21 protein-coding genes and 1 pseudogene are annotated in these 23,859 nt (G+C 65.0%); 16 read left to right on the top strand and 6 right to left on the bottom strand.

What is annotated here, in order from left to right; genetic code table 11:
• Positions 1–2: 2 nt before the first annotated feature.
• A complete protein-coding gene (locus G6N51_RS11265) occupies positions 3–1,229 on the bottom strand; it encodes a cytochrome P450 (protein WP_083170338.1) in 1,227 nt (408 codons plus the stop codon).
• Between the two features lie 150 nt (positions 1,230–1,379).
• Between G6N51_RS11265 and G6N51_RS11260 the strand changes: the two genes are divergently transcribed.
• The 6 genes from G6N51_RS11260 (at position 1,380) to G6N51_RS11235 (ending at position 7,517) form a co-directional block, all read left to right on the top strand.
• Positions 1,380–1,739, top strand: a complete 360-nt coding sequence (locus G6N51_RS11260) for a Rieske (2Fe-2S) protein (RefSeq protein WP_083170339.1) — start codon at positions 1,380–1,382, stop codon at positions 1,737–1,739.
• Complete coding sequence (locus G6N51_RS11255) at positions 1,736–2,785, top strand: amidohydrolase family protein (protein ID WP_083170340.1); 1,050 nt, start codon at positions 1,736–1,738, stop codon at positions 2,783–2,785. Before G6N51_RS11260 ends, G6N51_RS11255 begins: the two co-directional genes overlap by 4 nt.
• On the top strand, positions 2,782–3,930 hold the full coding sequence (locus G6N51_RS11250; protein ID WP_083170341.1) for an amidohydrolase family protein: 1,149 nt from the start codon (positions 2,782–2,784) through the stop codon (positions 3,928–3,930). The genes G6N51_RS11255 and G6N51_RS11250 overlap by 4 nt, the downstream gene beginning before the upstream one ends.
• 138 nt (positions 3,931–4,068) lie before the next feature.
• Positions 4,069–5,040, top strand: a complete 972-nt coding sequence (locus G6N51_RS11245; RefSeq protein ID WP_083170342.1) for an alpha/beta hydrolase — start codon at positions 4,069–4,071, stop codon at positions 5,038–5,040.
• 93 nt (positions 5,041–5,133) lie between these two features.
• Positions 5,134–6,276 carry an acyl-CoA dehydrogenase family protein gene (locus G6N51_RS11240; protein WP_083170343.1) on the top strand — a complete coding sequence of 381 codons (1,143 nt, stop codon included), beginning with the start codon at positions 5,134–5,136 and terminating at the stop codon, positions 6,274–6,276.
• A complete protein-coding gene (locus G6N51_RS11235) occupies positions 6,273–7,517 on the top strand; it encodes an acyl-CoA dehydrogenase family protein (protein WP_083170344.1) in 1,245 nt (414 codons plus the stop codon). Before G6N51_RS11240 ends, G6N51_RS11235 begins: the two co-directional genes overlap by 4 nt.
• Here the strand turns inward: G6N51_RS11235 and G6N51_RS11230 are convergent.
• On the bottom strand, positions 7,514–9,481 hold the full coding sequence (locus tag G6N51_RS11230; RefSeq protein WP_083170345.1) for a SpoIIE family protein phosphatase: 1,968 nt from the start codon (positions 9,479–9,481) through the stop codon (positions 7,514–7,516). The genes G6N51_RS11235 and G6N51_RS11230 overlap by 4 nt on opposite strands.
• Positions 9,482–9,700: 219 nt before the next feature.
• On the opposite strand from G6N51_RS11230, the gene G6N51_RS11225 reads away from it, so the two are divergent.
• Genes G6N51_RS11225 through G6N51_RS11215 form a run of 3 tightly spaced genes read left to right on the top strand, consistent with a single transcriptional unit; the run spans position 9,701 to position 12,030 of the window.
• A complete protein-coding gene (locus tag G6N51_RS11225) occupies positions 9,701–10,201 on the top strand; it encodes an oxidoreductase (RefSeq protein WP_083170347.1) in 501 nt (166 codons plus the stop codon).
• A gap of 13 nt (positions 10,202–10,214) precedes the next feature.
• Positions 10,215–11,705 carry a molybdopterin-dependent oxidoreductase gene (locus G6N51_RS11220; RefSeq protein ID WP_083170349.1) on the top strand — a complete coding sequence of 497 codons (1,491 nt, stop codon included), beginning with the start codon at positions 10,215–10,217 and terminating at the stop codon, positions 11,703–11,705.
• Between the two features lies 1 nt (position 11,706).
• Positions 11,707–12,030, top strand: a complete 324-nt coding sequence (locus G6N51_RS11215) for a hypothetical protein (protein ID WP_083170351.1) — start codon at positions 11,707–11,709, stop codon at positions 12,028–12,030.
• Between the two features lie 6 nt (positions 12,031–12,036).
• On the opposite strand, the gene G6N51_RS11210 is transcribed toward G6N51_RS11215, so the two are convergent.
• On the bottom strand, positions 12,037–12,423 hold the full coding sequence (locus tag G6N51_RS11210; RefSeq protein WP_142274889.1) for a hypothetical protein: 387 nt from the start codon (positions 12,421–12,423) through the stop codon (positions 12,037–12,039).
• A gap of 274 nt (positions 12,424–12,697) precedes the next feature.
• On the opposite strand from G6N51_RS11210, the gene G6N51_RS11205 reads away from it, so the two are divergent.
• Positions 12,698–13,909, top strand: a complete 1,212-nt coding sequence (locus tag G6N51_RS11205; RefSeq protein ID WP_083170516.1) for a PPE family protein — start codon at positions 12,698–12,700, stop codon at positions 13,907–13,909.
• A 73-nt stretch (positions 13,910–13,982) separates the two neighbouring features.
• A complete protein-coding gene (locus tag G6N51_RS11200) occupies positions 13,983–15,362 on the top strand; it encodes a PPE family protein (protein ID WP_083170353.1) in 1,380 nt (459 codons plus the stop codon).
• A gap of 62 nt (positions 15,363–15,424) precedes the next feature.
• On the opposite strand, the gene G6N51_RS11195 is transcribed toward G6N51_RS11200, so the two are convergent.
• Positions 15,425–16,429, bottom strand: coding sequence for a tellurite resistance/C4-dicarboxylate transporter family protein (locus G6N51_RS11195; protein WP_083170355.1), 1,005 nt, complete (start codon positions 16,427–16,429; stop codon positions 15,425–15,427).
• Positions 16,430–16,784: 355 nt separating this feature from the next.
• Here G6N51_RS11195 and G6N51_RS11190 point away from each other — a divergent pair.
• The 5 genes and pseudogenes from G6N51_RS11190 to G6N51_RS11170 all read left to right on the top strand — a co-directional run.
• A pseudogene (locus tag G6N51_RS11190) lies at positions 16,785–17,109 on the top strand (beta-ketoacyl-ACP synthase); the annotation flags it as partial.
• A 47-nt stretch (positions 17,110–17,156) separates the two neighbouring features.
• Positions 17,157–18,398: a phosphatidylserine decarboxylase gene (locus G6N51_RS11185; protein WP_232078338.1), complete on the top strand. Its 1,242-nt coding sequence runs from the start codon at positions 17,157–17,159 to the stop codon at positions 18,396–18,398.
• 102 nt (positions 18,399–18,500) lie between these two features.
• A complete protein-coding gene (locus G6N51_RS11180; protein ID WP_174814309.1) occupies positions 18,501–19,856 on the top strand; it encodes a nitrate/nitrite transporter in 1,356 nt (451 codons plus the stop codon).
• A gap of 9 nt (positions 19,857–19,865) precedes the next feature.
• Positions 19,866–20,387 (top strand): DUF421 domain-containing protein, encoded by a 522-nt coding sequence (locus G6N51_RS11175; RefSeq protein WP_083170518.1) that lies wholly within the window; start codon positions 19,866–19,868, stop codon positions 20,385–20,387.
• Positions 20,388–20,679: 292 nt separating this feature from the next.
• Positions 20,680–21,375 (top strand): DUF4396 domain-containing protein, encoded by a 696-nt coding sequence (locus tag G6N51_RS11170; protein ID WP_083170362.1) that lies wholly within the window; start codon positions 20,680–20,682, stop codon positions 21,373–21,375.
• A 25-nt stretch (positions 21,376–21,400) separates the two neighbouring features.
• Here G6N51_RS11170 and G6N51_RS11165 read toward each other — a convergent pair whose 3' ends face one another.
• Together G6N51_RS11165 and G6N51_RS11160 are read right to left on the bottom strand one after the other, a co-directional pair.
• Complete coding sequence (locus G6N51_RS11165) at positions 21,401–22,606, bottom strand: amidohydrolase family protein (RefSeq protein ID WP_083170520.1); 1,206 nt, start codon at positions 22,604–22,606, stop codon at positions 21,401–21,403.
• An 83-nt stretch (positions 22,607–22,689) separates the two neighbouring features.
• Positions 22,690–23,715 (bottom strand): hotdog fold thioesterase, encoded by a 1,026-nt coding sequence (locus tag G6N51_RS11160; protein ID WP_083170364.1) that lies wholly within the window; start codon positions 23,713–23,715, stop codon positions 22,690–22,692.
• Between the last annotated feature and the right edge of the window lie 144 nt (positions 23,716–23,859).

Below are 23,859 nucleotides of genomic sequence, written 5' to 3'. Positions count from 1 at the left end.
TCTCATGTGGCCGGGGCGAACGTGACCGGAAGCTTGTTCGGGGAGCGGAACGTCAGCCCGACGATCTTCGATTCCTGGCCGGTTCCGTCATCGGTCACGAAGGCGAGATCTTTGACGCGGTCGAAGAGGCTGTTCAGCATGACCCGCGTCTCGAGCCGGGCCAGATGCATGCCGAGGCACATATGAATACCGCCGGCGAACGCGATGTGCGCTTGCCGCGGCCGTCGGATGTCGAAAGTGTTGGGGTCGGTCCAGCGGGTCTCGTCGCGGTTGGCCGAGCCCATGCACATGTCGATCTGAGCATCGGCCGGGATTGTCTTGCCGCCGATTTCGACCTCTTCGGTCGTCGTCCGCATGACCATCGTCAGTGGCGTTTCAAAGCGCAGGCCCTCTTCGATCGCCATCGGTATCAACGACCGGTCCCGGTAGACGAGGTCGAGCTGCTCGGGGTGCGTCAGCAGCAGGTACAGCAGGTTGCCCGACGAGCGGTAGGTGGTTTCCAGTCCTGCGGGCAGCAGCAGCCGCAGGAACGCGATGATGGCCTCGTCGGTGAGCTTCTCCCCGTCGATCTCGGCCGCCACCAGGTCCCCGATGATGTCGTCGGTGTGTTTGCGCCGGCGCTGCTCGACCTGGTCGAGGAAGTAGCCGTGCAACTCCGCCGCCGCGTTCAGCCCCGCCATGATGTCGGTCGGGATCGAGATGAGGTCGAGGGATAACCGCCGGAACAGGTCGAGATCTTCGGGGGGCAGACCGAGCAGGGTGGAGATGATCCTGGTGGGGAATTCGAACGTCACCGCCTTGACCAGGTCCGCGTGCCCGTCGTTCTTGATTTCGTCAACCAGTTGATCGCACACCGGTCCGATCACCGACGGCTCCCAGCGTTCCAGCGCGGTCGCGCGGAAGGCCTTGGCCACCAGGTTGCGGTGATCGTGGTGTTCCCTCCCGCCCATCGCCAGGATGGTGTGTCCCATCACCAAACCGATGGTCTCGTCGTACTTGTGGGAGCTGAAGATGCGGTCGTCGCGGAACGCCTGGAACACCGGGTCGTAGCCGAACAACACCCACTCGTCGTTCGGCCGCAGCTCCTCGGGCATCTGTGAGTGGTCCGCCAGTGCGCCGTGCCAAACCGGGTCCGTGCGCCTCATGTATTCGAAGAACGGGTAGGGGCTGGTTTCTCCGGTGAGGTCGAGTGTGACGGGCTGGTTGGCGGGGTCGGTGCTGAGCGTCATCAGCGCTCCTCCTGAGCAGCCGGTAAGTGGATCGGAAAGCGGGGAATATCGCTATCATAGTATAAATAGCAACTAAGCCCAACGGCTTGTCGTGGTTACGGTAACGGGCACAGTATTGATGCTGCATGGCTTCGGGAGGCGGTGAGGCGAATGCCCGAACGGCGATTGGTGTGCTCGCTGGACGATCTGCCACCCGGCGCGATGAAGCTGGTCGACGTCGGGAAATTCGGCGTCGGCGTGTACAACGTGCGCGGCGAGTTCTACGCGATCGTGAACTACTGCTCTCACGAGGGCGCCCCGCTGTGCCTCGGTCTGGTCGGTGGCACCAACGAATTCGCCCCGAACGAACCGGGCGGGCTGCGGCGCGTCCGCGACGGTCAAATCGTCCGATGCCCTTGGCACAACTGGGAATTCGACATCACCACCGGACAGAGCGTTGCCGATCCGACCCGACGCATCCGCACCTACCAGGTCGACGTCGCCGACGGGGAGGTGTACCTGACCGCATGAGCCCACCGATCATCGACGCCAACGTGCAACCGCACTTCCGCTACAACGCGGAGATCCGGCGCTACCTGCCGGCCGCGCACCAGCTGCGGTCGATCCCCGACGTCGAGAAGCAGTGGTATCAGGCGCCCGGGGGGGATTACCGGGAGGACCTCTACGGGGACCACTACCCGGGTTCGGACCCGGAGACCGTGAGCCGGCACCTCTTCGGTGAGATGGGCGTCGATTACGCCATCCTCAACCCGCTGACGCGCGGCAACATCGCCGACTACCTGCTCAACAGCAGGATTTGCGCGGCGGTCAACGACTGGCTGCTCGACCGCTGGCTCGAGCCCGACTCCGCCGATCGATTCCGGGGCACCATCCGCGTCAATCCCGAGGATCCCAAGGGGGCCGTCGCGGAGATCGAACGCCTGGCCGACCACCCGAAACTGGTGCAGGTCGGCGTTCCGATGCAGTCGCGGGAGCCTTACGGCAAACCGATGTTCGAGCCGATCTGGGAGGCCGCCGCCGCACACGGCCTGCCGGTGGCCGTGCACATCAACGGTGGCAACGGCGTCGACTATCCGCCCACCTTTGCCGGGCACGCCCATACCTACCCGGGATACGCGGCGTTCATGCCGCTGAACTACTTCGTCCACCTGGCCACCCTCATCGTGGAGGGGGTGTTCGGCAGGCACCCCGGCCTCACGTTCGTCTTCGCCGACGGCGGCTACGACATCCTGACCCCGTTGATCTGGCGGCTGGACACGTTCTGGGTGTCGATGCGGGATCAGACCCCGTGGGTGGACCGCTATCCGAGCGAATACCTGCCGGGCCACGTCCGGTTCTGCTCGTCGGCGTTCGACGGCCCGACCGACGCGGCCGACGCGCAGCGCTGGATGGAGTTCACCGGCAAGACCGACCTGCTGATGTACGGGTCGGCGTATCCGCACTGGTCCACCTCGCCACCCGAGAGCGTTGCCGAGGGCCTCGACGCCGCGCAACGCGACAAGGTGCTGTGGCGAAACGCCAGCGAGCTCTACGGATTGAAGGAGCGTGTCCAATGACGACCATCGAACGCGTCGGCTCGACGACCGGTCACGACGACGAAATAGCGGTCACCATCGTCGACACCGACGTGCACCCGTTGCCCGTCTCCACCGACGTGCTCAAGTCGTATGCGGCGCCCGAATGGGTCGACAAGATATGGCCCACCGGCAACGCCGTCACCCCGGTGCCGCATTTCTACGACACACCGGATTCGTACAAGACCATGTCGTTGCGCATGGACGCCGCGCCGCCGGGCGGCGGGTTCGCGGGCAGCGACCCGGAATTCGCCGCCAAGCAGCTGCTGCTCGATGCCGGTGTGAGCATCGCGACGCTCGAGCCGATGTGCGATGCCCAACTGCCACAGGCCGAACACGTGCTGAAGTCCGCCTATAACGACTGGCTTGCCGACGTCTGGCTCGACAAGAACAACGCACACGGCCGGTGGCGCGGATCGATCAGCGTCAGCGCGCAGACCCCCGACCAGGCGGCGCGCGAGGTCGAACGGTGGGCGGGACATCCGTACATGGCCCAGGTGCTGATGACACCGCAGACCCGCGGGATCCCCTTCGGCAACCCGCATTTCGACCCGCTCTACGAAGCGGCGGCGCGCAACGGCTTCCCGGTGGCCACCCACCTGATGGGGCAGACGCCGTTCGAGCTGATTCCGCTGTACCCGGTCGGCAATCCCGCGCACTGGCACGACTTCTTCGCCTCCTGGCCGCTGCTATACGTCTCGCACCTGATGAGCCTGGTGTTCGACGGCGCATTCGACCGCCACCCCGAGCTGCGGGTGGTGTTCGTCGAAGGTGGTTTCACGTGGGCGATGCCGGTGATGTCGCGGATGGACCGTATCTGGGAAGCCCGCCGCGGCGACCTGCCGCACGTGCGGCGGCGCCCGTCGGAGTATGTGCGAGAACATGTTCGGTTCACCACCCAGCCGCTCGAAGACGCCGACACCGTGCAGTTCCGGGAGTACCTGGAGATGATGGATCTGGGCGACAACCTGATGTTTTCGACGGACTACCCGCACTGGAGCTACGACTCGCCGGCATACGCGATCAACCGATTCCCGGCCGACCAGCGCGAGCGGATCATGCGCGGCAACGCGACCGCCCTCTACGGGCTGCCGGCGACCGTCAAGGCGCTCCCCGGAGAACGGTGAATCTGGCCCACGCTCGAGCGAGAAGCACCTCATCTTCCACCGCACGGATTCGCAGGTCTACGTTGAAGAGGGTTTCCAGGCGCGGCACCGCGCCGGCACCGGACGAGCCCGCATTCATGAGCCGGAAGATGAGAAGGTATGACACAGACGAATCTGTCGCGGCCGCAGGGCCTTACCCGGATCGACCCGGTGCTCCGGGAGGTCGCCGCCGCGCTGGGCGTCGTCGAATTCCGCGCCGAGACACTGCCCGCCGAACGGGAACACGCGGACCGGCTCGCCGCTGAGCGCGCCTCGGCAGCCGACACCGCCGATGTGGCCATCGAAACGCGCACGATCGCCGGCCCGGGCGGCCACCAGCTGAAGCTTCGCCTCTACCGGGGCCCCGACCTCGATCGAGCGGACTCGGGTTCCCCCCTCGTCCTCTACGCACACGGCGGTGGCTTCGTGACCGGCAACCTCGACACCGATCACGCGCAATGCGCGGAGTTGGCCAGAGAAGGCGGTTGCCTGCTGATATCGGTCGACTACCGGCTCGCGCCGGAACATCCCTGCCCGGCGGCATTGGACGATGTCGAGGCGGGCTTTTATCACGCGATCCGCAATTGCGCCGAGCTGAATGTGGATGTCAACCGCATCGCGGTGATGGGCCGGGACGCGGGTGCCGCCCTCGTCGCGGGCCTCAGTCAGCGCATGTTCGACGACGAGGGCCCGCAAATCCTGGTGCAGATCCTGCACCAGCCGATGCTCGACTCCGATGCCACCCAGTCGCGGCGTGAGTTCCAGCGCACGCCGGGGCTCAACGGGCCGGCGGTGAGCCGGGCATGGGGTCATTACCTCGGGCACGCGAGCGCCAACGGTCAACATGTCCCCGCGCACCGGGCGAACCTCGAAGGCCTGCCGCCCACGTTCATCAGCTGCGCCGAGATCGATCCGTGCCGCGACGAAGCCATCGATTATGCGAACAGGCTGTTGCACGCCTACGTGCATACCGAATTGCATGTCATCGCAGCCGCATTCAACGGCTTCGACTCGTTGGTTCCCGATTGGGTGGTTTCGCAGGAGAATCGGGCCCTGCATGCGCGCTCCCTGCGCCGCGTGTTCGCCATGTAGCGGTCGGCAGAACTATCGACGGGACTCCGGTATCTCTTACCGTAGCGCCCGTTGCTACCATCGAAACGCCGGCGAATTCGGACGAGAGGCAGCATGACGACACTCGACTCTCCCGAAAAGACGCTGTTCACCTCGACAACCCAAGCGTTCCTGGAAAAGGAAGCGCCGCTGCGCCGCGTGCGCGAGTTGCACGCCGCGGGGGAGTCGTTCGATCCGGCATGGTGGCGGCGCGCCGCCGAACTCGGCTGGACCGGACTGTTGGTGCCCGAGGAATTGGGCGGCGGCAGCGTCTCGGACAACGGCCTGGCGGATCTGGCCATGGTCGCCGAACTGCTCGGGAAGACGGTGGCGCCCGGGCCGTTGTATTCGGTCAGCGTTGTGCTCGCCGCACTCGTCGAGTGCGCGGACCGGCAAGAGCACACCGCCACCATCGAGGCGCTGATGTCCGGTGAAACTGTGGCGTCCTGGGCGGTATCGGAACCGGGCCGGGGATGGGCGCCGCTGAATCCGTCGGTCACGGCCAGCCCGACCGATTCGGGCTACCGGATCGACGGGATCAAGGACCGGGTGGAGGCCGGCGCGCAGAGTGCGGTGCTGCTGGTGGTGGCGCGCTGCGGGGACGGGCTGCGCCAGTTTCTGGTCCCCACGGATGCGCCAGGGGTCACGATCCAGGCGCAGCAGTCGATCGATCTGGTCAAGCAATACGCCCGTGCGCGTTTCGACGGTGTCGTGGTAGGGCGATCGGCGGCCGTGGGCACGCCCGCCGAGACCCCCGCGCTGGTCGACCGGCAGGGCCAAATCGCCCAGACCCTGCAGTGCGCCGAGGTGGTCGGCATCCTGCAGACGGTCTTCGACCTGACCGTCCAGTGGGCGCTGGACCGGCATACCTTCGGACGGCCGCTGGCGTCCTACCAGGCACTCAAACACAAGTTCGCCGACATGAAGCTGTGGCTGGAAGCCTGCCGGGCCACCACAGCCGCCGCGGTCGCCGACGTGGCCGCGAACTCTCCCGGCGCGGGCCTGTCGGCCAGCATCGCCAAGTCGTACGTGGGGGAGATGGCCGGCCAGATCGTCCAGGCCTGCGTGCAGATGCACGGCGGAATCGGCGTCACCTGGGAACACGACCTGCACCTCTACCTGCGCCGGATCACGTTGTACCGCTCCATGTTCGGGACACCCGAGGAACACAACCTGCGTGTGTACGAGCACGAGAAGGCGGGTCGTTGCAGCAGATGACGTCGACCGAGTCCGTTGCCGAATTCGCGGCCCGGGCCAGGGCATGGCTGGCGGACAACATGCCCCGCATCGACCCCGAGTCCCCGCCGCCCGCCCCGCGCGACGACGAGCGATCCTGGCTGCGGGCCAGAGAACTGCAAAAGCGGCTCTACGAGGGCGGATTCGCCGGGATCTGCTTCCCCCGCGAGTACGGCGGCCTCGGGCTGGACTACGAGTATCAGAAGGCATTCGATGCGGAATCGCTCGCCTACGAGATGCCGCTGATCCTCAACACCCCGACTTTCACCATCTGCTGCGCCACGCTGCTCGACACCGGCAGCGAGGAGCAGAAGAGGCAACACATCGGTGCGGCGCTGCGGGGCGACGAGGTGCTGGTCCAGTTGTTGTCCGAGCCCAGCGGCGGATCCGACCTTGCCGGCGTCATCACGCGGGCGGAGCGCCAGGGCGATCGTTGGGTGCTCGACGGCGCCAAGACGTGGAGCACCAGCGCGTTCGCGGCGGACTACGGGCTGTGTCTGGCGCGCACCAACTGGGATGTGCCCAAGCATCAGGGCTTGACCATGTTCCTGGTCCCCATCGCCCATGCGGGAATCACCTTGCGGCGCATCACCATGCTGAGCGGTTCCACCGAGTTCTGCGAGGAGTTCCTCGACGCGGTGGACGTCGGGGACGACGCCGTCGTCGGGGAGGTCGACGGCGGCTGGACGGTTGCGTCGCGGCAGCTGTACCACGAGCGCCGGGCGGTGGGGCAGGGGTCCGAGTTCGCCAGCGGCAGTGGCAGCGAGGGTGGCAACGCGAATCCCGTTGACTACGTGAGCCTTATCGAGAAGACGGGCCAGGCCGGCGACGAACGCGTGCAGCAGCTGGCGGGCCGCGCACTGGTACAGCGCGCGGTGGCCGACCAGCTGATCGGCCACGTCTACCGCAGCGTGCGAGACGGCACGCTGCCGCCGGCCGCCGGCACACTCATCAGGCTGTTTCACGCCGAGACCGTGTTCGTGGATATCGACACCGCCATGGCCATCGCCGGAAGCGCCGGCGTTGTCGGCGAACCGGGCGAAGGCCTGGAAACGGGGCTGCGCTACCTATCCCGGCAGACCGTCGCGATGGGCGGTGGCACCACGGAGATGGCCCGCAACGTCATCGGTGAGCGGGTGCTGGGCTTCCCGCGGGAATACGCAGCCGACCGCGGTGTGCCGTTCAAGCAGGTGCGGCACGGCCAGCGGTCCGACCGACCCTAGCCCTCCGCGACTAGATTCTCGGCGAGACCACCGGTCACCGGAAGCTGTACCAGCGACAAGACATGGTGCGCCGGGCTTCCCGGCGGCGCTATCAGCACGTACTCGCTGCCGTGTCGTTGTGCTCGGTCGCGTGCGGCGGCCAGCGCGCTGACGCCGGCCGAACCCAGCTGGGTGACGGCGCTCAGATCGATCGTCAGCGGTGCGACGCCCGAACGGCTTTCGACGGCGATCTGGCGATCCAGCGTGGATGCGCTGTTGGAGTCGACGTCGCCGCTGACGACGATGCGACCCGGTTCGGCCACCACGGAGGCGAATTCGGAATTAATCGACCGTTGCTGACCCGCCCGGCTGACGAGGGTGTCGGTGATGAAATTGGCCGGCCGCGACAGGCGGTGCGTCAAGCTCGCTGTCGTCCCGCCGGGCCCATGGGTGACGTGCGCGCTGGACACCAGGGCCTCGGCCATGGCCAGGCCGCGGCCGCGGCCCTGCTCGCCTTCGCGGTGATCCTTCCACTGCCCGTGGTCGATGACCGACGCGTACAGGTTGCCGTCTCCCGCCAGCGATACCTCGACGACGATGCCGTCGGAAACCTCTGTGGCGTAACCGTGTTCCACCGCGTTCTCGACGAACTCCGAGATCGCATGCACGATGTCGGAAATGTCGTCGGAGGCGGCACCGGCGTCGGAAAGCCATTGACGCAGGCGGGCGCGTACCGCGCGCGCAGCGTGGACGGTGGCATCCAGTGTCATCTGAAGCGGCGGTGGCGGCGTGCGCCGTTGCGCCGCCAGCAGGGTGATGTCGTCGTTGTAACCCGTCGACCGCAGCAGCAATTCCAAAGTCTCCGAACAGATCCGGTCGATGGGTCGGCCCGAGGGCTCGATCACGAACCCGCTCTGCCCGCCGGCGATGTTCGCGGCCAGGTCGGCGAACTCGGCGGTGCTGGCCGCCAGCGGCCGGCCCGGGCGTTCGATCAGACCGTCGGTGTAGAGCATGACCGTGTCGCCCACGTCGAGGAATTCGGTGCGGACCGGAAATCCCGTGCCGCTGCCCAACGGGCCTGCTCCAGAGGGCACGAGATAGCGCGCGGCGGCCTCCGCGCCGATGAGCAGTGGCGGCGGGTGCCCGGCCGTGCAGTACTGGAATTCGCCGGTGGTGAAGTCGAGCGAGCCTACGCATACGGTGGCCGACCTCGATCCCGGCACATGTTCGTGGAAGCGGTCGACCGCCGCCAGCGCCTCGGCGACCGGGTAGCCCGCCAAGATCTGCATCCGCAGCGCGGTGCGCAGCTGCGACATCACCGCGGCCGCCTCGACGCCATGGCCGACGACGTCGCCGACGATGAGAACCAGTCGATCCCCAAGGGGGATGGCATCGAACCAGTCGCCACCGGCGGCCGTGTCCTCCGCCGCGACGAGGTACTCGGCCGCGACATCGGCGCCGGGAACGACGGGTACCGACGGCGCCAGCAGAGCCTGCTGCATGATGGTGGCCGAATGGCGGACGTTGCGGTAGCGCTCGGACAGCTCCTGCATCCGCGACTCGGCGGCCAGCCGCGCTCGCACCCGGTCGGTCACATCGACGAAGGCGAGCTGCACGCCCTCGATCGAGCCATCGTCGGCGCGCCGCGCCGTGACGATGAAGTCGAAGAAGTGTTCTTGTGCCGTTCCCGAGCCCTCGAAATCGGCCTGCACCCGCCACTCGGTCCCCGACTGCGGCTCGCCCGTCTCATACACCCGGTCGAACATTTGCAAGATCTGCTGGCTCTCCAGCTCCGGATAGACCTCGCGCACCAGCAGGCCGATCGTGTCGACGGGGGGGCTCAGCGTGCGGTAAGCGGCGTTGGCCGCGACGAAGCGGTGGTCGGGCCCTTCGAGGCCCACCAATAAGGCGGGAACATTATCGAAAACGCGGCGGACATCGTCGGCCGCACCTACCGTCTTGTCCCAATTTCTCTCGGCCGCCATTGGCCGTCCCTCCTACGGACCCTTTCTCGGACCGAGTCCCGCAAGCTGGTCATAAAGCGCTGAGCACTCGCCAGGCATAGACGATAAGAATATCAACGGCAGCCGAGTGCTCAATGCATCAGTTTTCCTGGCGTGGCGTGCGCTCGTGTGGCGACCGCGTTCGAGCTTGCGATTTGACCGGCTCTGTTTGCAATTGATCAGCGTGGGTACCTCGCCGCCATGGCCAATGTCGTCCCCCGGCCGTTGACCTCGCTTTGGCGGCGCATCATGTCGTCGCCGTTGCTCACCCTGAATGGCTGGGTCGCCTTCAACGTGCCGCGAGCGGTGACCGCCTCGGGGATATCGCTCCTGATGGGTCTGGTAGCCGTGCATGTCTACGTTGTCCTGACCGAACCGGACCCGCCGCTGTATTTTGCTGTCTACACAGCTGTGCTGGCGGTCGCCTGCACGATCGCGGTTGGCGCCATGGTTTTCGCGCCGAAACCAGTTGTACCGCAAGCCGGTTGGTATTGGGGCAGCCTGGTGTGCTTGGCCTTTCTGGGTGTCTATCTGGTCAGTCGGTGGGTGAGCCTTCCGGGACTGGTCGCCCTAACGGGCCGATGGGACTTCGCGCCCGGCACCTTCGCGATGGCGTTCGCCGCGGCTTTCGTCGCGGTTCACACGACGGTGTTGTCGGGCATCAATGTGGCGTACCCGCAACGCCGGCAATGGCCCGACTGATGGGAGCCCCGGCATGACAACGCTCGATTACCCGGCATGGCTGCGCGTCGAGCACTGGCTAAACCTGCTGTTCGTGACGTTGATCATTCGCAGCGGCATCGAGATACTTTCCACCCACCCGAAGCTGTACTGGCACGACGACAGCAAACCGGGCACCGAATGGGCGCGCTTTACCCGCAAGGTCATGCCGCGCGACAGAATCTACGACACGCTTGACGAAGAAGAGGATTATCACCCGCTGATTTCGTTGCCGGGCCACGCACAGCTGGGCATCGGCCGCCATTGGCACTTTTTCTCGGTCATCGGTTGGATCCTGGTGGGGCTCTCGTACTACATATTGCTTTTCGCGACAGGGCAATGGCACCGGTACTGGCCGTACTCGTGGTCGATTTTCCCCGACGCGTGGAATGACATCGTCACCTACATGTCGTTCAATCTGCCGTCGGTGCTGCCCGGTCAACCGCTGGATGCCATCCAGAAGCTGACCTATGCGGGCGTCATCTTCGTCCTGGCGCCGTTTCAGATCCTGACTGGTGCCGCTCAGTCCCCGGCGATCGAGGCGCGGTTTCCCTGGTACGTACAGATGTGGGGCGGGCGCCAGTGGGCGCGCAGTCTGCACTTTTTGGGGCTGGTCGCGTTCTTGATCTTCATCGTGATCCACCTGTCGATGATTTTCTTTTGGGGATGGGGCAGGCTCACCGCGCTGATGATCTTCGGCTCCGTCCGCAACATCTACTGGGCGACGGGGCTTTCTTTGCTCATCGTCGCGGCGGTCATCGGCGTCCACGTTGCGGCCACGCTCTGGAGCAGTCGCAATCCGCGATCGGTCCAGCGCACACTCGGGGCCGTGGTGTCCGCCGTTCGGCGGGTGTTGTTGCGCCCGCTGAATTCCCGGCAGAACTACCCGGCAAGCAAGATCTCGGCGCAGCACCGGGTCAACGGCAAGCCCCCGACGAGCATGGACTTCAAGGTGATGGCCGTCCACAACTTCGTCGACTGGCGACTCCGGGTGGGCGGCCTCGTCGAGAACCCGGTGATCTTGGACCTCGCCGCGCTGCGGTCCTTGGCCGAGCCGGAGGCCCAGTGCGTCATGCACAACTGCGTGCAGGGCTGGACCAGCATTGCCGAATGGAAGGGATTGCACTTGGGCCGATTGGTGGAGTTGGTGCGACCCCTTCCTCAGGCAAGGTACGTCTGTTTTCTGAGCATGCAGGACAACAGCACCGACGAACCGGCGTCACATGGCGGAGGGCAGTTCTACGAGGTCATCGATTTGGAATTCGCGCACAAGCCGCAGACGTTGCTGGCATACGAGATGAACGGCGTGCCGCTGCCGATCAAGCACGGCGCCCCCTTGCGATTGCGGGTGGAGACCCAGGTGGGATTCAAGATGACGAAATGGATCAACCAGATCGAGTTCGTCGAGGACTTCGCCGGTATCGGCTTCGGTACCGGGGGCTGGCGTGAGGACCGCGTCTTCTACGACAAGGACGTGGAGATCTGAGATGACCGAGGGTGCCGGCGAGCACGTGGGGGTACGCCCCGAGCTGATCAGTTTGGATGCCGGCGCGCGTCAACGTGTGCTGGAGCTGATTGCGGTGAAAGGCGGACATTGCGAGGCGTGCGGCGCCAACGACTTTGCTGTCGGGGATGCGATGATCATGGGTTTTCTTTTTCTGGACGAGGAGCCGGACGCCTACATGGTGGCATTGACCTGTGGTAATCCCGAATGCCCCAAACCCCGGACCGCGATCAGGCTGTGCGGCAAGGACTTTCTGTCCGAAGAGCAGCGGGATCGCGCGGTTTCCCTTAGATCGTCGATCGCGTGACACGAGCTATGAGCGAGCTGGTCGCCGCCACTTCGTCGAGCGCCGCTTCCGATCATCCGCGTGGTCGTCTCGCCGGCCCGTAAGGTTCGGACGAGCTAGGTTAAACCTCTGGATCAGGGGTCCTACCGCTTGCAACTCGTGACATAACGACTGAAACCGGCGCTCGTCGGCGTCGCTGAGCAAGCCGATCGAACTATAGTGCGCCATGCGTGGCAGCCGTCCGGCCAGCGCCGTTCCCCATCGGATGCTGAGGTCGTAAACGTCCTCGTCGCCGAAGACGTCGGACGCTTCCTTCTGTTCGGCGAGGTACCTGAGTCTCTCGATCTGCTCGCTGAGGAACTCGACGTCGTCATCGATGTTGACGTGCACGTGACTCTCCGGTGCCATGCCCATGCGGCCGTCCTTCCCCGCAGACCTTCATCGTTGCCTTCGTCAACGGTGATTACCCAGGCGGACATCGCTGGAACATCTGAGGGCCGTCCTAATGATGTAGTAAGAAACAATTGCATAAAGTAATTGTTTACAGCGTATCGACAGGATTTGGTACGCGCATTCCCAGCGTATGACGCGCGGATACGGGAAGTCGCCGGGGTGACGCTAGGCAATGCACCGGTCGGGGTGGATTGCGGGGTGGTTCGCGGCCCTAGGCAGGAGGTGTTGCATGGCAATAGATTTCGGCATGCTCCCGCCGGAGATCAACTCGACACGTATGTACACCGGGCCCGGCTCCGGGCCAATGTTGGCGGCAGCAGCTGCGTGGGACGACGTGGCCGCGCAGCTGCACGCGACGGCGGCGAGTCATTCCTCGGCGGTCTCGGGATTGACGGCCGGGTGGCAGGGTCCATCCTCGGCGAGCATGGCGGCTGCGGCCGCGCCTTACACGGCGTGGATGAGCACCACCGCCGGCCGGGCCGAGCTGACGGCCGCCCAGGCGCGGGCCGCGGCCGCGGCTTTCGAGGCCGCGTTTGCGGCGACAGTGCCGCCCGCGTCGGTCGCGGCGAACCGTGCTCGGCTGTTGGCGTTGATCGCGACCAATTTCTTCGGGCAGAACACCCCGGCGATCATGGCCACCCAGGCCGAGTACCTGGAAATGTGGGCGCAGGATGCGGCCGCCATGTACGGCTACGCGGGCTCCTCCGCGATGGCCGCACAGGTGGCGCCCTTCGACCCGCCGCCGCAGACAACCAATCCGGCCGGGACCTCGGGACAGGCCGCGGCGGTAAGCCAGGCCACCAGCACGGCGGCCGGCGCTCAGGCGACGCACTTGCCGCAACTGTTAACGGCGATGCCTCAGGCGTTGCAGACCCTCGCCGCGCCCGCGCAGTCCGCGGCGCCCGCAGCGGCGGCCGATCCGCCATCACTGTTTTCGGCGCTCGACGGCTTCATCACCGGCCCGCTGTCGCCGGCGTCGCTGTTCACCATCCCCGGTGTTCCTTACCTTCTGGGCATACAGAGTTATCTGACGCCGCAGGCCGCCGCGAACTTGACCAGGGCGTCGGAGAATTACTCCAAAGCCCTGGCCAAGGCGGATGCCGCGGGCGTCCCGCGGATGGTCAGCGCGCCGGTATCCGCCGGAGTTGGTCGGGCGGGACTCGTAGGTGGCTTGTCGGTGCCGCAAGGCTGGGCGTCCGCCGCCCCCGAGATCAAGACGATCGCTGCGACATTGCCCCAGAGCAGCCTCAGCGCCGTCCCCGCGGCGCTCGCGGCCGATGGGCAGGGAAGCCTGGTCGGCAACATGGCCTTGTCCGGGTTGGCCGGTCGCGCAATGGTTGGAACCGGCGGGGCCGCGGCCCGTTCCGCCGGCATGGGCGGCGCCGCCCCCGCCGCAGGGGAGGCCACCACGGCCAACATTTTCGTGATCCACGAGGCGGCCGAATGATGACGACCGGTGCGACGTCACTGTCAGCGGTCGCAGCCACAAACTCACTCCGGGCGAATTGAGGAGGCCAGCAATGGACTACGGGGTGTTACCACCGGAGATCAATTCCGCGCGCATGTACGCGGGCCCCGGATCGGGATCGATGTTGACCGCCGCTGCGGCGTGGGATGAGCTTGCCGCGGAACTGCGTTCGATCGCGGCTTCCTATTCCTCAGTGATCTCGGGGCTGACCACTGCGTGGCTGGGTCCGTCTTCGGTGAGGATGGCCGCCGCTGCCGCGCCGTACGCGGCATGGTTGAACGCGACGGCAGCGCAAGCCGAACAGAGTGGAAGCCAAGCCAGGGCGGCCGCGGCGGCCTACGAGGCCGCCTTCGCGGCCACCGTACCGCCGCCCGTGATCGAAACGAATCGCGCCGAGCTCGAGTCGCTCATCGCCACAAACACTTTCGGTCAGAACACCGCGGCGATCGCGGCGAACGAAGCCCGATACGCCCGCATGTGGGCCCAGGATGCGGCAGCGATGTACGGCTATGCCGGTCAATCGGCAGCGGCCGCCGCGGTAACGCCGTTCGATCCGCCCGCGCAAAACACCAACCCTGCCGGCACCGCGGGGCAGACCGCCGCCGTGAGCCAAGTTGTCGGCACGTCGGCCGGAACGAATAGCCAGGCCGCGTTGTCCCAGTTGACGTCCGCCACACCGAGCGCGCTGCGAAATCTTGCGGCCCCCGCCGCGGTGAATCCGCCATCGGCGTCCTCCCTGGCAAGTCTGCTCAGCAACCTGGACTCGTCCTCGCTGGCGAAGCTGGCCGGGAACGTCGAGCTGATACCGAAGGCAGTCCTGCCGGCCAACGACGTGCTGATCAGTACCATTATGGGATTAGTGATCGGCGCGCGGCATCTGGGCGACCTGACGGTCGCGGTGAAGGCCGCGACGCCAGGCCTAGCGGCCGGACTCGGCTCAGCCGCACCGGCATTGGGATCGACGGTGTCGGCCACCGTCGGCCAAGCCGGCCTGGTGGGGGGATTGGCTGTTCCGCCGAGTTGGGCCGTCGCAACCCCGGCGATCAGGACTGTCGCGGCCGTGCTGTCGGGTACGTCCGAGAGTGCCGTCGCGGCAGCCACCGTGAGCGAGGGAAGCTTTTTCAGCGGTCTGGCGGTGGCGGGCATGGCCGGCGGTGCGCTCGGCGCCGCGGTTCCCCGCGCGGTGGCCGGCGCCGGCGCCGGCAAGGGTCGCGACCGCTCGGCCAAAGATGGTACGAGTCTCAAAGACAGTGATTCGCCGGAGAACCTGCAGAAGGTGGTCGCGGAAATGTCTCAGAATCCGGACAGCGTGCAGCACTGGCATACCGATCCCGACAACCTCGATAACCTGCTGGCTGAACTGCGCAAGAAGCCGGGCACCCATGCGGTACACGTGAAGAATGGCAAGCCCAAGGTGACGCTACCGAGTTAGTAGCGAACCCCCGCGAATATCGCGCTTCAACAACCGCTTTAGCGACGCACGGTAGACCGACGCTAGTGCTGCACTTTGGTGAGGGCACGCGGGATACGCAACAGACCGGCGATCGCCACAATGGCCCAGGCCAGAAACGCATCCCAAAAGATCACCAGCGCAACGGTTTGCAGCGATCGTAGATGTATCTCGCCGGCGATCATGTTCGTAGCCACTGAATACATTCCCAGCGGAAAGACCAGTGTCCACCAGGCACCGGTAAAGCGCAGCAGCTTGGGTCGCTCTTCAACGCGGTGCAACCCGAAGTAGATCAGCGGGGGAATCCACAACGTTGCCGCGATCCAGGCCGTCAGCATGGTCGCGTACAGACCCTGCGCCCACCAGTTCCGGGCCTGAAGGTTGATGTCGTGGCCTGCCACTGTGGCAATGGCCAACGCACCCATCAGGATCCAAGCGTCGGGTTGGAATCCGTGACGATCCAGACGCTCCGCGACGGCGCGCCACACGATCAGTGCGGTCGTTGCGACGTACGCGGCCAGCGCCGTGGCCCACGCAACCACCGCGGCGATAAACCATGGGCTGCGGCCGGTGCTGCTTGCCAGCTTCGTGGCCACGATCGCCAGGCCCGATGTGGCCACGCTCGACAGCAGCCATGCGCCGTGGACTTGGTCGCGCAGGCCGGCCAGGCGTCGCCTTGCGATGTTGCGGATGCTGACCAGCATCAAACCCAGCCACGCCGAGGCGGCGACGGCGCCAAGTATCGGAACGACCAGCGGATGGTCGGACGAAAGCCGGTTACACAGCACGGCGCATGCAGCAACGAAGGTCAACAGTGGCATGGTGTTCTCGAGCTTGGCCAAATCCCACGGCAGAGGCCGAGGTTGCGCCGCGGCGCTGACGATCGTGAGAACAATGAGCAGCGCCCACGCCAGCACTGCGATCAGACTGAGCGCGTTGCTGATCGACATGTAGTGATGATTCTCGGCGGCGGTCGACAAGATCCCGGTCGCCATCACCGATGCGAACGCGTCAGGCGAGACCCTGAGGCTACTGAGCCGGATCGTCATCGCGCGCCTCAGGGGTTGCGTGCATGGGCGGAGCCGCGGTGGTGGCCGCGTGGTACATATCGGCGAACTCCTGTCCGTTCACGGGGCAACCGCGGCTCGTCCCCGCGGCATCGCGGTCCTCCGCACATCGGGGGCTTCCCCTTAAGTCGCTTTTCATGCGCCGTGGTCATCGGCGTTAGCGCTCGCTGCCTTCACCAAACGAACTGCTGGCCAGGAAACGAACGTACTTCGTCGGTGCGGTACGACACTCTATGGTTTCGAAAACATTTGCACTGCAGGGGTTTTATCGTCGGCGATGGTGCGCAAGGCTCGATACGTGACTACACAGCTCCGACGGTTACCACATGGTCGCACCGCGATCCAGCGTGCCGGCTTGGACGCCAAGGACATTGACCATGTCAACGCCCACGCGACCGGCACCACGGTCGGAGATCTAGCCGAGAGCAAGGCGATCAACAGGTCACTCGGTGGGTGCGATCGGTGCGGTGGAGGCCATCCGGACCGCGCTCGCATTGCGCGACCAAGTGATTCCACCGACGCTCAACGTGGAGAACCTCGAGCCCGGGATCGATGTGGACGTGGTGTCGGGCGAGCCGCGCGCGGGGCGCTACCGGTAGGCGATCGGCAATTCGTTCGGATTCGGCGGACACAACGTCGCGCTCGCCGTCGGCCGATACTAGTCCGGGCTGACCATCGCACACGTTGTCCTGGTTACCGCGGTTCGTTTGTGGGTAAGTCCCCTAGGCGTACATGGCATGAACACGCGAGAGAAAGTCAGATGAGCGATCCTGATGCAATTGTCCGCAAGCTGTGCGATGTCGTCGAGAAGGAACAAGGGCTGGCCGAGCTCCTGGAGCGCTCGCTGAAGCAGGCTCGTCAGTCGGCCGAGGCAGAGTTGCGACCCGAGTTGTTCGACGCGCTCGAGTGGCCGGGCGACATTGATGAATACCAGGGTTACCTGAAGCGCTTCATCAGATGGATACCCCGCCAGTCCGATGCCAAGGCATGGCGGGAGTTGGAACCCGAAGAGAGACAGGCCGAAGAGGTCAACGACCGGGTAGCCCACTTTTTCTTTCTCGTCGACCAGGAGGTGGAGGGGGCCGCGCCGCAGGGTTCCGAGGCCTTTCGCGGGTGGATGACCGAGTTCTCGCGGCAATGGGGCAGCTTCCTGGACACAACTGAGTCGTTCAGCCCAGAGACGTTGCAGTCCTTCATCGATCACGCCCCCGAGTACCGGGTGCATGAGTCGCTGATCGACGGTAAACCCAACATGCCTAGCGGGTGGTTGACGTTCAATCAGTTCTTCGGACGTGAGTTGAACGGCGGATTGCGCCCGATCGCCGAACCCGCCAGCAACGTGGTGGTGACCTCTCCCGCCGACTGCGTCTTCCAGCACGCCTACGACATCGACGGCGACTCCAACATCCCGCCGGTCACACTGAAGGGCGTCAAGAGATTCGGCAATGTCAAGCAACTGCTCGAGGGCAGCGCATACAGCGAAAGCTTCGGTGGTGGAACGTTTGTGCACTACATGCTCAAGCCCAATTCGTATCACCGCTACCACCTGCCGGTGTCGGGCCTGGTGAAGGAGGCGTTCACCATCAGCGGACAAGTGTTCATGCAGGTGTCCCTGGAGGGGCACGAGTTCAACTCGAGTGATAGCGCGACCACCGGGTTCGAGTTCTTCCAGAATCGGGGCGTGGTCACCATCGACACGTCGGCTTCGGATTCCGACGACATCGGCGTTGTCGCGGTCATCCCCGTAGGCATGGCCCACGTGTCGTCGGTGATCCTCAGTGCGGTGGAAGGCAAGCGCATGGCGAAGGGCGAAGAATTCGGCTACTTCCAGTTCGGTGGTTCGGACATCATCCTGCTGTTTCAGGATGGCGTGGATCCGCAGATCGACACCGACAAGGGCTACCGACTCTTCGGCACGCCCGCGGCCCGCTGCAAGAGTCGGCTCCCTTGAGCGACCGAATGAATGCACTTTCACAAGGATTTACTAGGTAAATCACAGCCAATCGTCCGGCGAGCGGGGTTTCCGGACGGCGGACTCGGGCACGCGATGAGCATGACTCGCTCGCACGACATCCTGGACTGGAACCCCGAAGATACCAAGGCTTGGGAGGACGGCAATAAAGCCGTCGCACACCGAAACATGGCATGGTCGATCGCGACCGACCACGTTGCCTTCGGTGTCTGGTCGTTGTGGTCGGTACTGGTGCTCTTCATGCCCGAATCTGTTTACGGGTTCTCCGCAAGCGACAAGTTTCTGCTCGTTGCCGTCAACACCCTGGTCGGCGCCCTGATGCGCATCCCCTACACGGCCGCGATCGGCATCTTCGGGGGACGCAACTTCACGGTGGCCTCAACCGTGGTGCTGCTGGTACCGGCGGCCGGCACCATCGTGCTGCTGGCCAATCCGGGTCTGCCGCTATGGCCATACCTGGTGTGTGGGGCGCTCACCGGACTGGGCGGCGGGAACTTCTCCGCCTCCATGACCAATGTCAACGCGTTCTATCCCCAGCGGCTCAAGGGGTGGGCGCTGGGGCTCAACGCGGGCGGGGGCAACATCGGTGTGCCGGTGGTCCAGCTGGTAGGCCTGCTGGTGATAGCGGTGGCCGGCCACCGGCAGCCGTACTGGGTGTCGGGGCTCTACATGGTGCTGTTGACGGCGACCGGCATCGGCGCATTCATGTTCATGGATAACATCAAGGGGTATCGAGTCAATTTCGCTGCCATGCGGAAGATGATCAAGGAGCGCGACTCCTGGCTGCTCTCCCTGCTCTATGTCGGCAGCTTCGGATCCTTCATCGGATTCTCCTTCGCACTCAGCCAAGTGCTGCACATGAAGTTCACCGAAGCGGGGCAAAGCTCCGCGCAGGCTTCGCTGCATGCAGCCCAAATCGCCTTCGTGGGACCGCTGTTGGGGTCACTGGCGCGGGTCTACGGCGGCAAGCTCGCCGACCGGGTGGGTGGTGGCCGGGTGACCCTGGCGGTCTTCGGTGGTATGAGCCTTGCCGCGGGTGTGCTCGTCTTCGCCAGTACGCTGGAGGACAACAATGGCGGCCGCCTCACCACCACATCCATAGTCGGTTACGCCGTCGGCTTCGTCTGTCTGTTCCTTCTCTCCGGCGTCGGCAACGGATCGATCTACAAGATGATCCCGTCGGTGTTCGAGGCGCGCAGCCGCTCACTCGACCTCAGCGACGATGACCGTAGGGAGTGGTCGAAAAACGTTGGGGGAGCGATGGTCGGGTTCGCCGACTCGGTCGGGGCGTTCGGTGGCTTCGCGATCGATATCGTGTTGCGGCAGTCCTACTTGACCGCTCGCACCGAGACGCCGGCGTTATGGATCTTCTTGGTGTGCTACATCGGCTTCGCGGTTCTGACCTGGGCCATCTATGTTCGCACGAATAAAGAATAAACTCAGATGATGAACGGCCTGTTACTCGAGCTGTACAACGGGTGGCGCCCGGCGCTGTATGCGGCTGTCAAGGCGCTGGCTCTGTTCCTCACCGCCGCAGCAGCTTTCCGGCTGACGCTGCGGCGCACCATCGCGGAGTTCACGCCATTCGACTGGATCACCGGCGTCGCCGTGGGTGCCATCGTCGGTCGCACAGCGACCGCTGCCGGCACCTCATGGCTGACCGGGGCGGCCGCGCTGCTGGCGCTGATCGCCGCGCACGACATCGTGGCGCGGCTGCGGTTCATTCCATGGGTACGAAGAATCGTCGACCCTCCCGTGCGGGTCCTCATCCGCGATGGCCAACTCCACGAGCGGAACTTGTTGCGTTGCAGACTGACTCACGACGACATGGATGCCATCTTGCGCCAGCACGGTCACCGAACGGCAGCCGACGTCCACCTCGCATTGTTCGAGACCAAGGGTGTGGTCTCGGTCTTCCCTAAGCCCGACAGGGCGCAACCGCCGGAATCGAAAGGACCGGCCCCCTAGGCGTGTCGGCCGTCGTCCGGCGGGCAGCCCTTGTCCTGATCCATGACACAGTAAACAATAGCTATGGGCAATCATTCCGGAACTCGTAGCTGACCTCAGAATCAGCGGCGTCGGCTCACCGACATGGTTGGGAACCTTCGACTGAAGACGCCGACCACCGAGATCGCCCAGCCGCTGGTTGGCCCGGAGCGTTCCTCGCGAAAGGCCCTCCACGATAAGGAGATTTGCTAGTGACCGCATCAACGTACGTGCTTCGCGACCGCCGCCCAAGTGACACTTACGGTGATCGCCGATGACTCCACCCATTTGGTTGACCGTCGTATCCTGGGCCGCTTTGGCTTTGGGCTTCGCAACGGCGGTGGTGATCCTTCTCGACATCTACGCCCGCGGCTACCGGCAACGGATGGGCATCATGGAGGCCGTCTGGCCGGTTACCGCTCTCTACTTCGGACCCGTCGCGTTGTGGATGTACTGGCGTTACGGTCGTCCGAACAGCCATCGATGGCTAAGTGAGCACGAGCGCGACCGGCCCCCGGACAAGCCGAACTGGGCCACCACGGCCATCGGGGTCAGTCACTGCGGCGCGGGCTGCACGCTCGGCGACATCATTGCCGAATTCGCCGTGTTCGCATTGGGATTGGAGCTGCTAGGTCGCGCCCTGTTGCCCGAATTCATCGGCGACTATGTTGCGGCGCTGACGCTGGGCATCTTGTTCCAGTATTTCGCCATCGCTCCGATGCGGGGTCTGGGCTTCCGCAAAGGCCTCGTGGAGGCAGCCAAGGCCGACGTCCTGTCCCTGACCGCATTCGAAGTCGGGCTCTTCGGCTGGATGGCCGTGATGTCCTTCGTTCTCTTTCCGTCCTCGCCGCTGCACCCGAACACGGCCGCCTACTGGTTTCTGATGCAGGTGGGAATGATCATCGGATTCGCGACGGCTTGGCCGGCGAACGTCTGGCTGATCCGTCGAGGCATTAAGGAGGCCATGTAGCCGCCGGACGTGGGCCCTTCGTCCCTCAGGCCGAGACGGGTTTCTTGGCCGGCGCGGACACCTTCATCAGCTTCATCAGGTTGCCGCCCATGATCTTGGCGATGTCCGCCTCGTCGAAGTCGGTGAGCTCGTCGACGAAGGAGATCGGGTCCTTCAGGCCCTCGGGGTGCGGCCAGTCGGAGCCGAAGAGCACCCGGTCGGTGCCGACCATCTTGACGATCTCGGTGAACCGGTCCTCCCAGAACGGGGTGATGTAGACACAGCGCTTGAACGCCTCGATGGGGTCCTCGCTGAACGACTGCGGCATCTTCTTGTAGACGCCCTTGAGGCCCTTGAACAGGTCCGGCACCCAGTCGGCACCGTTCTCGATTGACAGGATCCGCAGCTCCGGGTTGCGGGACAGCGCGCCGTGGCACACCAGCGCCCCCATCGCGTCCAGGATCGGCCGGTGGCCCATCGCGAAGCTGCGGAAGGCGGTCGGCTTGAACGGCAGGAATTCGTCGCCGGGCTCCCACACGTTCGCGAATTCCGAATAACCACTGTCGGATGCGTGCATCGACACCGGGAGTTCGGCCTTGATGCAGGCCTGCCAGAACGGGTCGAACTCCTCGAGGCCGAACGAGCGGCTGCCCTTGTAGCCGGGCACCGGCGCCGGGCGCACCAGCACGGTGCGGGCGCCGCGCTCCAGGCACCACTCGAGTTCCTCGAGGGCACGCTCGACGATCGGCAGGGTGATCACCGGGGTGGCGAAGATGCGGTCCTTGTAGTTGAACGACCACTGCTCGTACATCCACTGGTTCAGCGCGTGGATGACGTCGTGGGTCATCTCCGGGTCGTCCTTCATGCGCTCCTCGACCAGGCTGGCCAATGTCGGGAACATCAGGGCGTAGTCGATGCCGAGCTCGTCCATGACCTCGAGGCGCGCGCCGGGTTCGCGGAAGGCGGGGATCGCCTTCATCGGCTCGCCCAGGATCTCGCGGTAGCTCTTGCCCTGCGCGCCGTTGCGGAAGTAGTCCTCCTGCGCGCCCGGCTTGGCGACCACCTCGAACGTCGGGTTGGGGATGTATTCGCTGATGTGGCCGCGGACCACGATCTTCGTGCGGCCGCGCACCTGGACGTAGTCGATGACGCGCTTGCGGTTCTCCGGAAGGAACTTGGTCAGCGCTTCCTGCGGCTCGTACATGTGGTTGTCCGCGTCGAACACCGGGAAGGAAAGTTCGCGAGACGGCATGGCGATCTCCTCGGCAGAAGTCTTGAATTCTCTGTAGGTGGTAATGACGTTACCACTTTCGCCCGACAAGGTGTACAGCTGCCTCAAGGGGTCCCGCTGAGGCCAGTCGGCGTCGGCCCGTTGATGACGGCGAAGTTGACGGTCGCAGTGGCGACGAGCTCGTCGTCGTCGCCGTAGATGTCTACCTGCATCACCATTGCCCGCCGCCCGGACCGCAGCATCCGGGGTACCGCGAACGCCGAGCCCTGCCGGATCGGGCGCAGGTAACGAATGAAGAGGTCCGCCGTCGTCATCGTGGTGTCCGGCTGCAGGTAGTCCAGCCCGAACTGTCCGCCCGCGACGTCGACGAGCGTCGCGATCAGGCCGCCCTGCAGCGCGCCGGACGTGTTGACGACGGCCGGGCTGACCGGCATCGTCATCGCGAATTCGCCATCGCGGGTTCCCGGCCGCATACCGATCTGGGCGAACAGCTCGGCCAGCGACGGCGTGCTCGGTTCTTCGTCGCCTTCCCGGATGCCCAGGGCGCGACTGCAGAAGTCATACAGTTGACCGCCGTCGAGGGGGGCTCCGTTCAATTCCGTTCCCAGCCAATGCAACCGCTGTGCCCCCATCACCGTCTGCATCACGACTGCCGCCGCCGCCCCGACGTCGACTCCCGGGTTGAAGACGCCCTCGGTGATGCCTTGCCCCACGATGTCGCGAATGAGTCGATGCAAGGGCGAGAGCACCCGGGCGTAGTCGCGGGGGCGGGCCTCGGCCAAGTGTTGGTTATAGAGGGACAAGGCCCGATTGAGGCTGTCTTGGGTGCTCGATTCCGGTTGCTGACTGATGCGGTCGATCACCAGCTTCAGCGCCGCCGTGCTGTCCAGGCCGTCGGTTTCGGTGCGCCAGGCTTGTACCGACTGCGCGATGGTCCGGTCGAACAAGGCCAGCAGCAACTCGTCCTTGCTGTTGAAATGCTGATAGAAGGCGCGCAGCGACGTTTTGGAACGAGCGACGACCTCCTGCACGGTGAAGTCGGTGCGTCCGGTTTCGCCCAAAATCTCGACAGCGGTCTTGATGAAGCGGTCGCCGCGTGTCACGTCGACATCGTCGCCAAGGTCGCCCATGAGCGCTTCGTCCCCTTCCCCGGCGCGGTGCTCGCGCGTTGAGAATGAGGTTACCGCGGGTCGCTGGAGGCGCTCACGGCTTCCGGTAGAAGATTCCGTGACCGGACCCGCGAGACGCGAAGCCCGTCCGTAGTTCGCCAAGCT

This window comes from Mycobacterium paraseoulense (genome assembly GCF_010731655.1).
GTDB classification, from domain to species: Bacteria; Actinomycetota; Actinomycetes; order Mycobacteriales; family Mycobacteriaceae; genus Mycobacterium; species Mycobacterium paraseoulense.
The sequence above is the reverse complement of the archived record's forward strand: the minus strand, read 5'-3'. Positions and strand labels throughout refer to the sequence as shown.

Excerpts from the sequence above, each read along its gene's own strand:
- G6N51_RS11265 (WP_083170338.1), bottom strand. The coding sequence starts at position 1,229 with ATGACGCTCAGCACCGACCCCGCCAACCAGCCCGTCACACTCGACCTC.
- G6N51_RS11260 (WP_083170339.1), top strand. The coding sequence starts at position 1,380 with ATGCCCGAACGGCGATTGGTGTGCTCGCTGGACGATCTGCCACCCGGC.
- G6N51_RS11255 (WP_083170340.1), top strand. The coding sequence starts at position 1,736 with ATGAGCCCACCGATCATCGACGCCAACGTGCAACCGCACTTCCGCTAC.
- G6N51_RS11250 (WP_083170341.1), top strand. The coding sequence starts at position 2,782 with ATGACGACCATCGAACGCGTCGGCTCGACGACCGGTCACGACGACGAA.
- G6N51_RS11245 (WP_083170342.1), top strand. The coding sequence starts at position 4,069 with ATGACACAGACGAATCTGTCGCGGCCGCAGGGCCTTACCCGGATCGAC.
- G6N51_RS11240 (WP_083170343.1), top strand. The coding sequence starts at position 5,134 with ATGACGACACTCGACTCTCCCGAAAAGACGCTGTTCACCTCGACAACC.
- G6N51_RS11235 (WP_083170344.1), top strand. The coding sequence starts at position 6,273 with ATGACGTCGACCGAGTCCGTTGCCGAATTCGCGGCCCGGGCCAGGGCA.
- G6N51_RS11230 (WP_083170345.1), bottom strand. The coding sequence starts at position 9,481 with ATGGCGGCCGAGAGAAATTGGGACAAGACGGTAGGTGCGGCCGACGAT.
- G6N51_RS11225 (WP_083170347.1), top strand. The coding sequence starts at position 9,701 with ATGGCCAATGTCGTCCCCCGGCCGTTGACCTCGCTTTGGCGGCGCATC.
- G6N51_RS11220 (WP_083170349.1), top strand. The coding sequence starts at position 10,215 with ATGACAACGCTCGATTACCCGGCATGGCTGCGCGTCGAGCACTGGCTA.
- G6N51_RS11215 (WP_083170351.1), top strand. The coding sequence starts at position 11,707 with ATGACCGAGGGTGCCGGCGAGCACGTGGGGGTACGCCCCGAGCTGATC.
- G6N51_RS11210 (WP_142274889.1), bottom strand. The coding sequence starts at position 12,423 with ATGGGCATGGCACCGGAGAGTCACGTGCACGTCAACATCGATGACGAC.
- G6N51_RS11200 (WP_083170353.1), top strand. The coding sequence starts at position 13,983 with ATGGACTACGGGGTGTTACCACCGGAGATCAATTCCGCGCGCATGTAC.
- G6N51_RS11195 (WP_083170355.1), bottom strand. The coding sequence starts at position 16,429 with ATGACGATCCGGCTCAGTAGCCTCAGGGTCTCGCCTGACGCGTTCGCA.
- G6N51_RS11180 (WP_174814309.1), top strand. The coding sequence starts at position 18,501 with ATGACTCGCTCGCACGACATCCTGGACTGGAACCCCGAAGATACCAAG.
- G6N51_RS11175 (WP_083170518.1), top strand. The coding sequence starts at position 19,866 with ATGAACGGCCTGTTACTCGAGCTGTACAACGGGTGGCGCCCGGCGCTG.
- G6N51_RS11170 (WP_083170362.1), top strand. The coding sequence starts at position 20,680 with ATGACTCCACCCATTTGGTTGACCGTCGTATCCTGGGCCGCTTTGGCT.
- G6N51_RS11165 (WP_083170520.1), bottom strand. The coding sequence starts at position 22,606 with ATGCCGTCTCGCGAACTTTCCTTCCCGGTGTTCGACGCGGACAACCAC.
- G6N51_RS11160 (WP_083170364.1), bottom strand. The coding sequence starts at position 23,715 with ATGGGCGACCTTGGCGACGATGTCGACGTGACACGCGGCGACCGCTTC.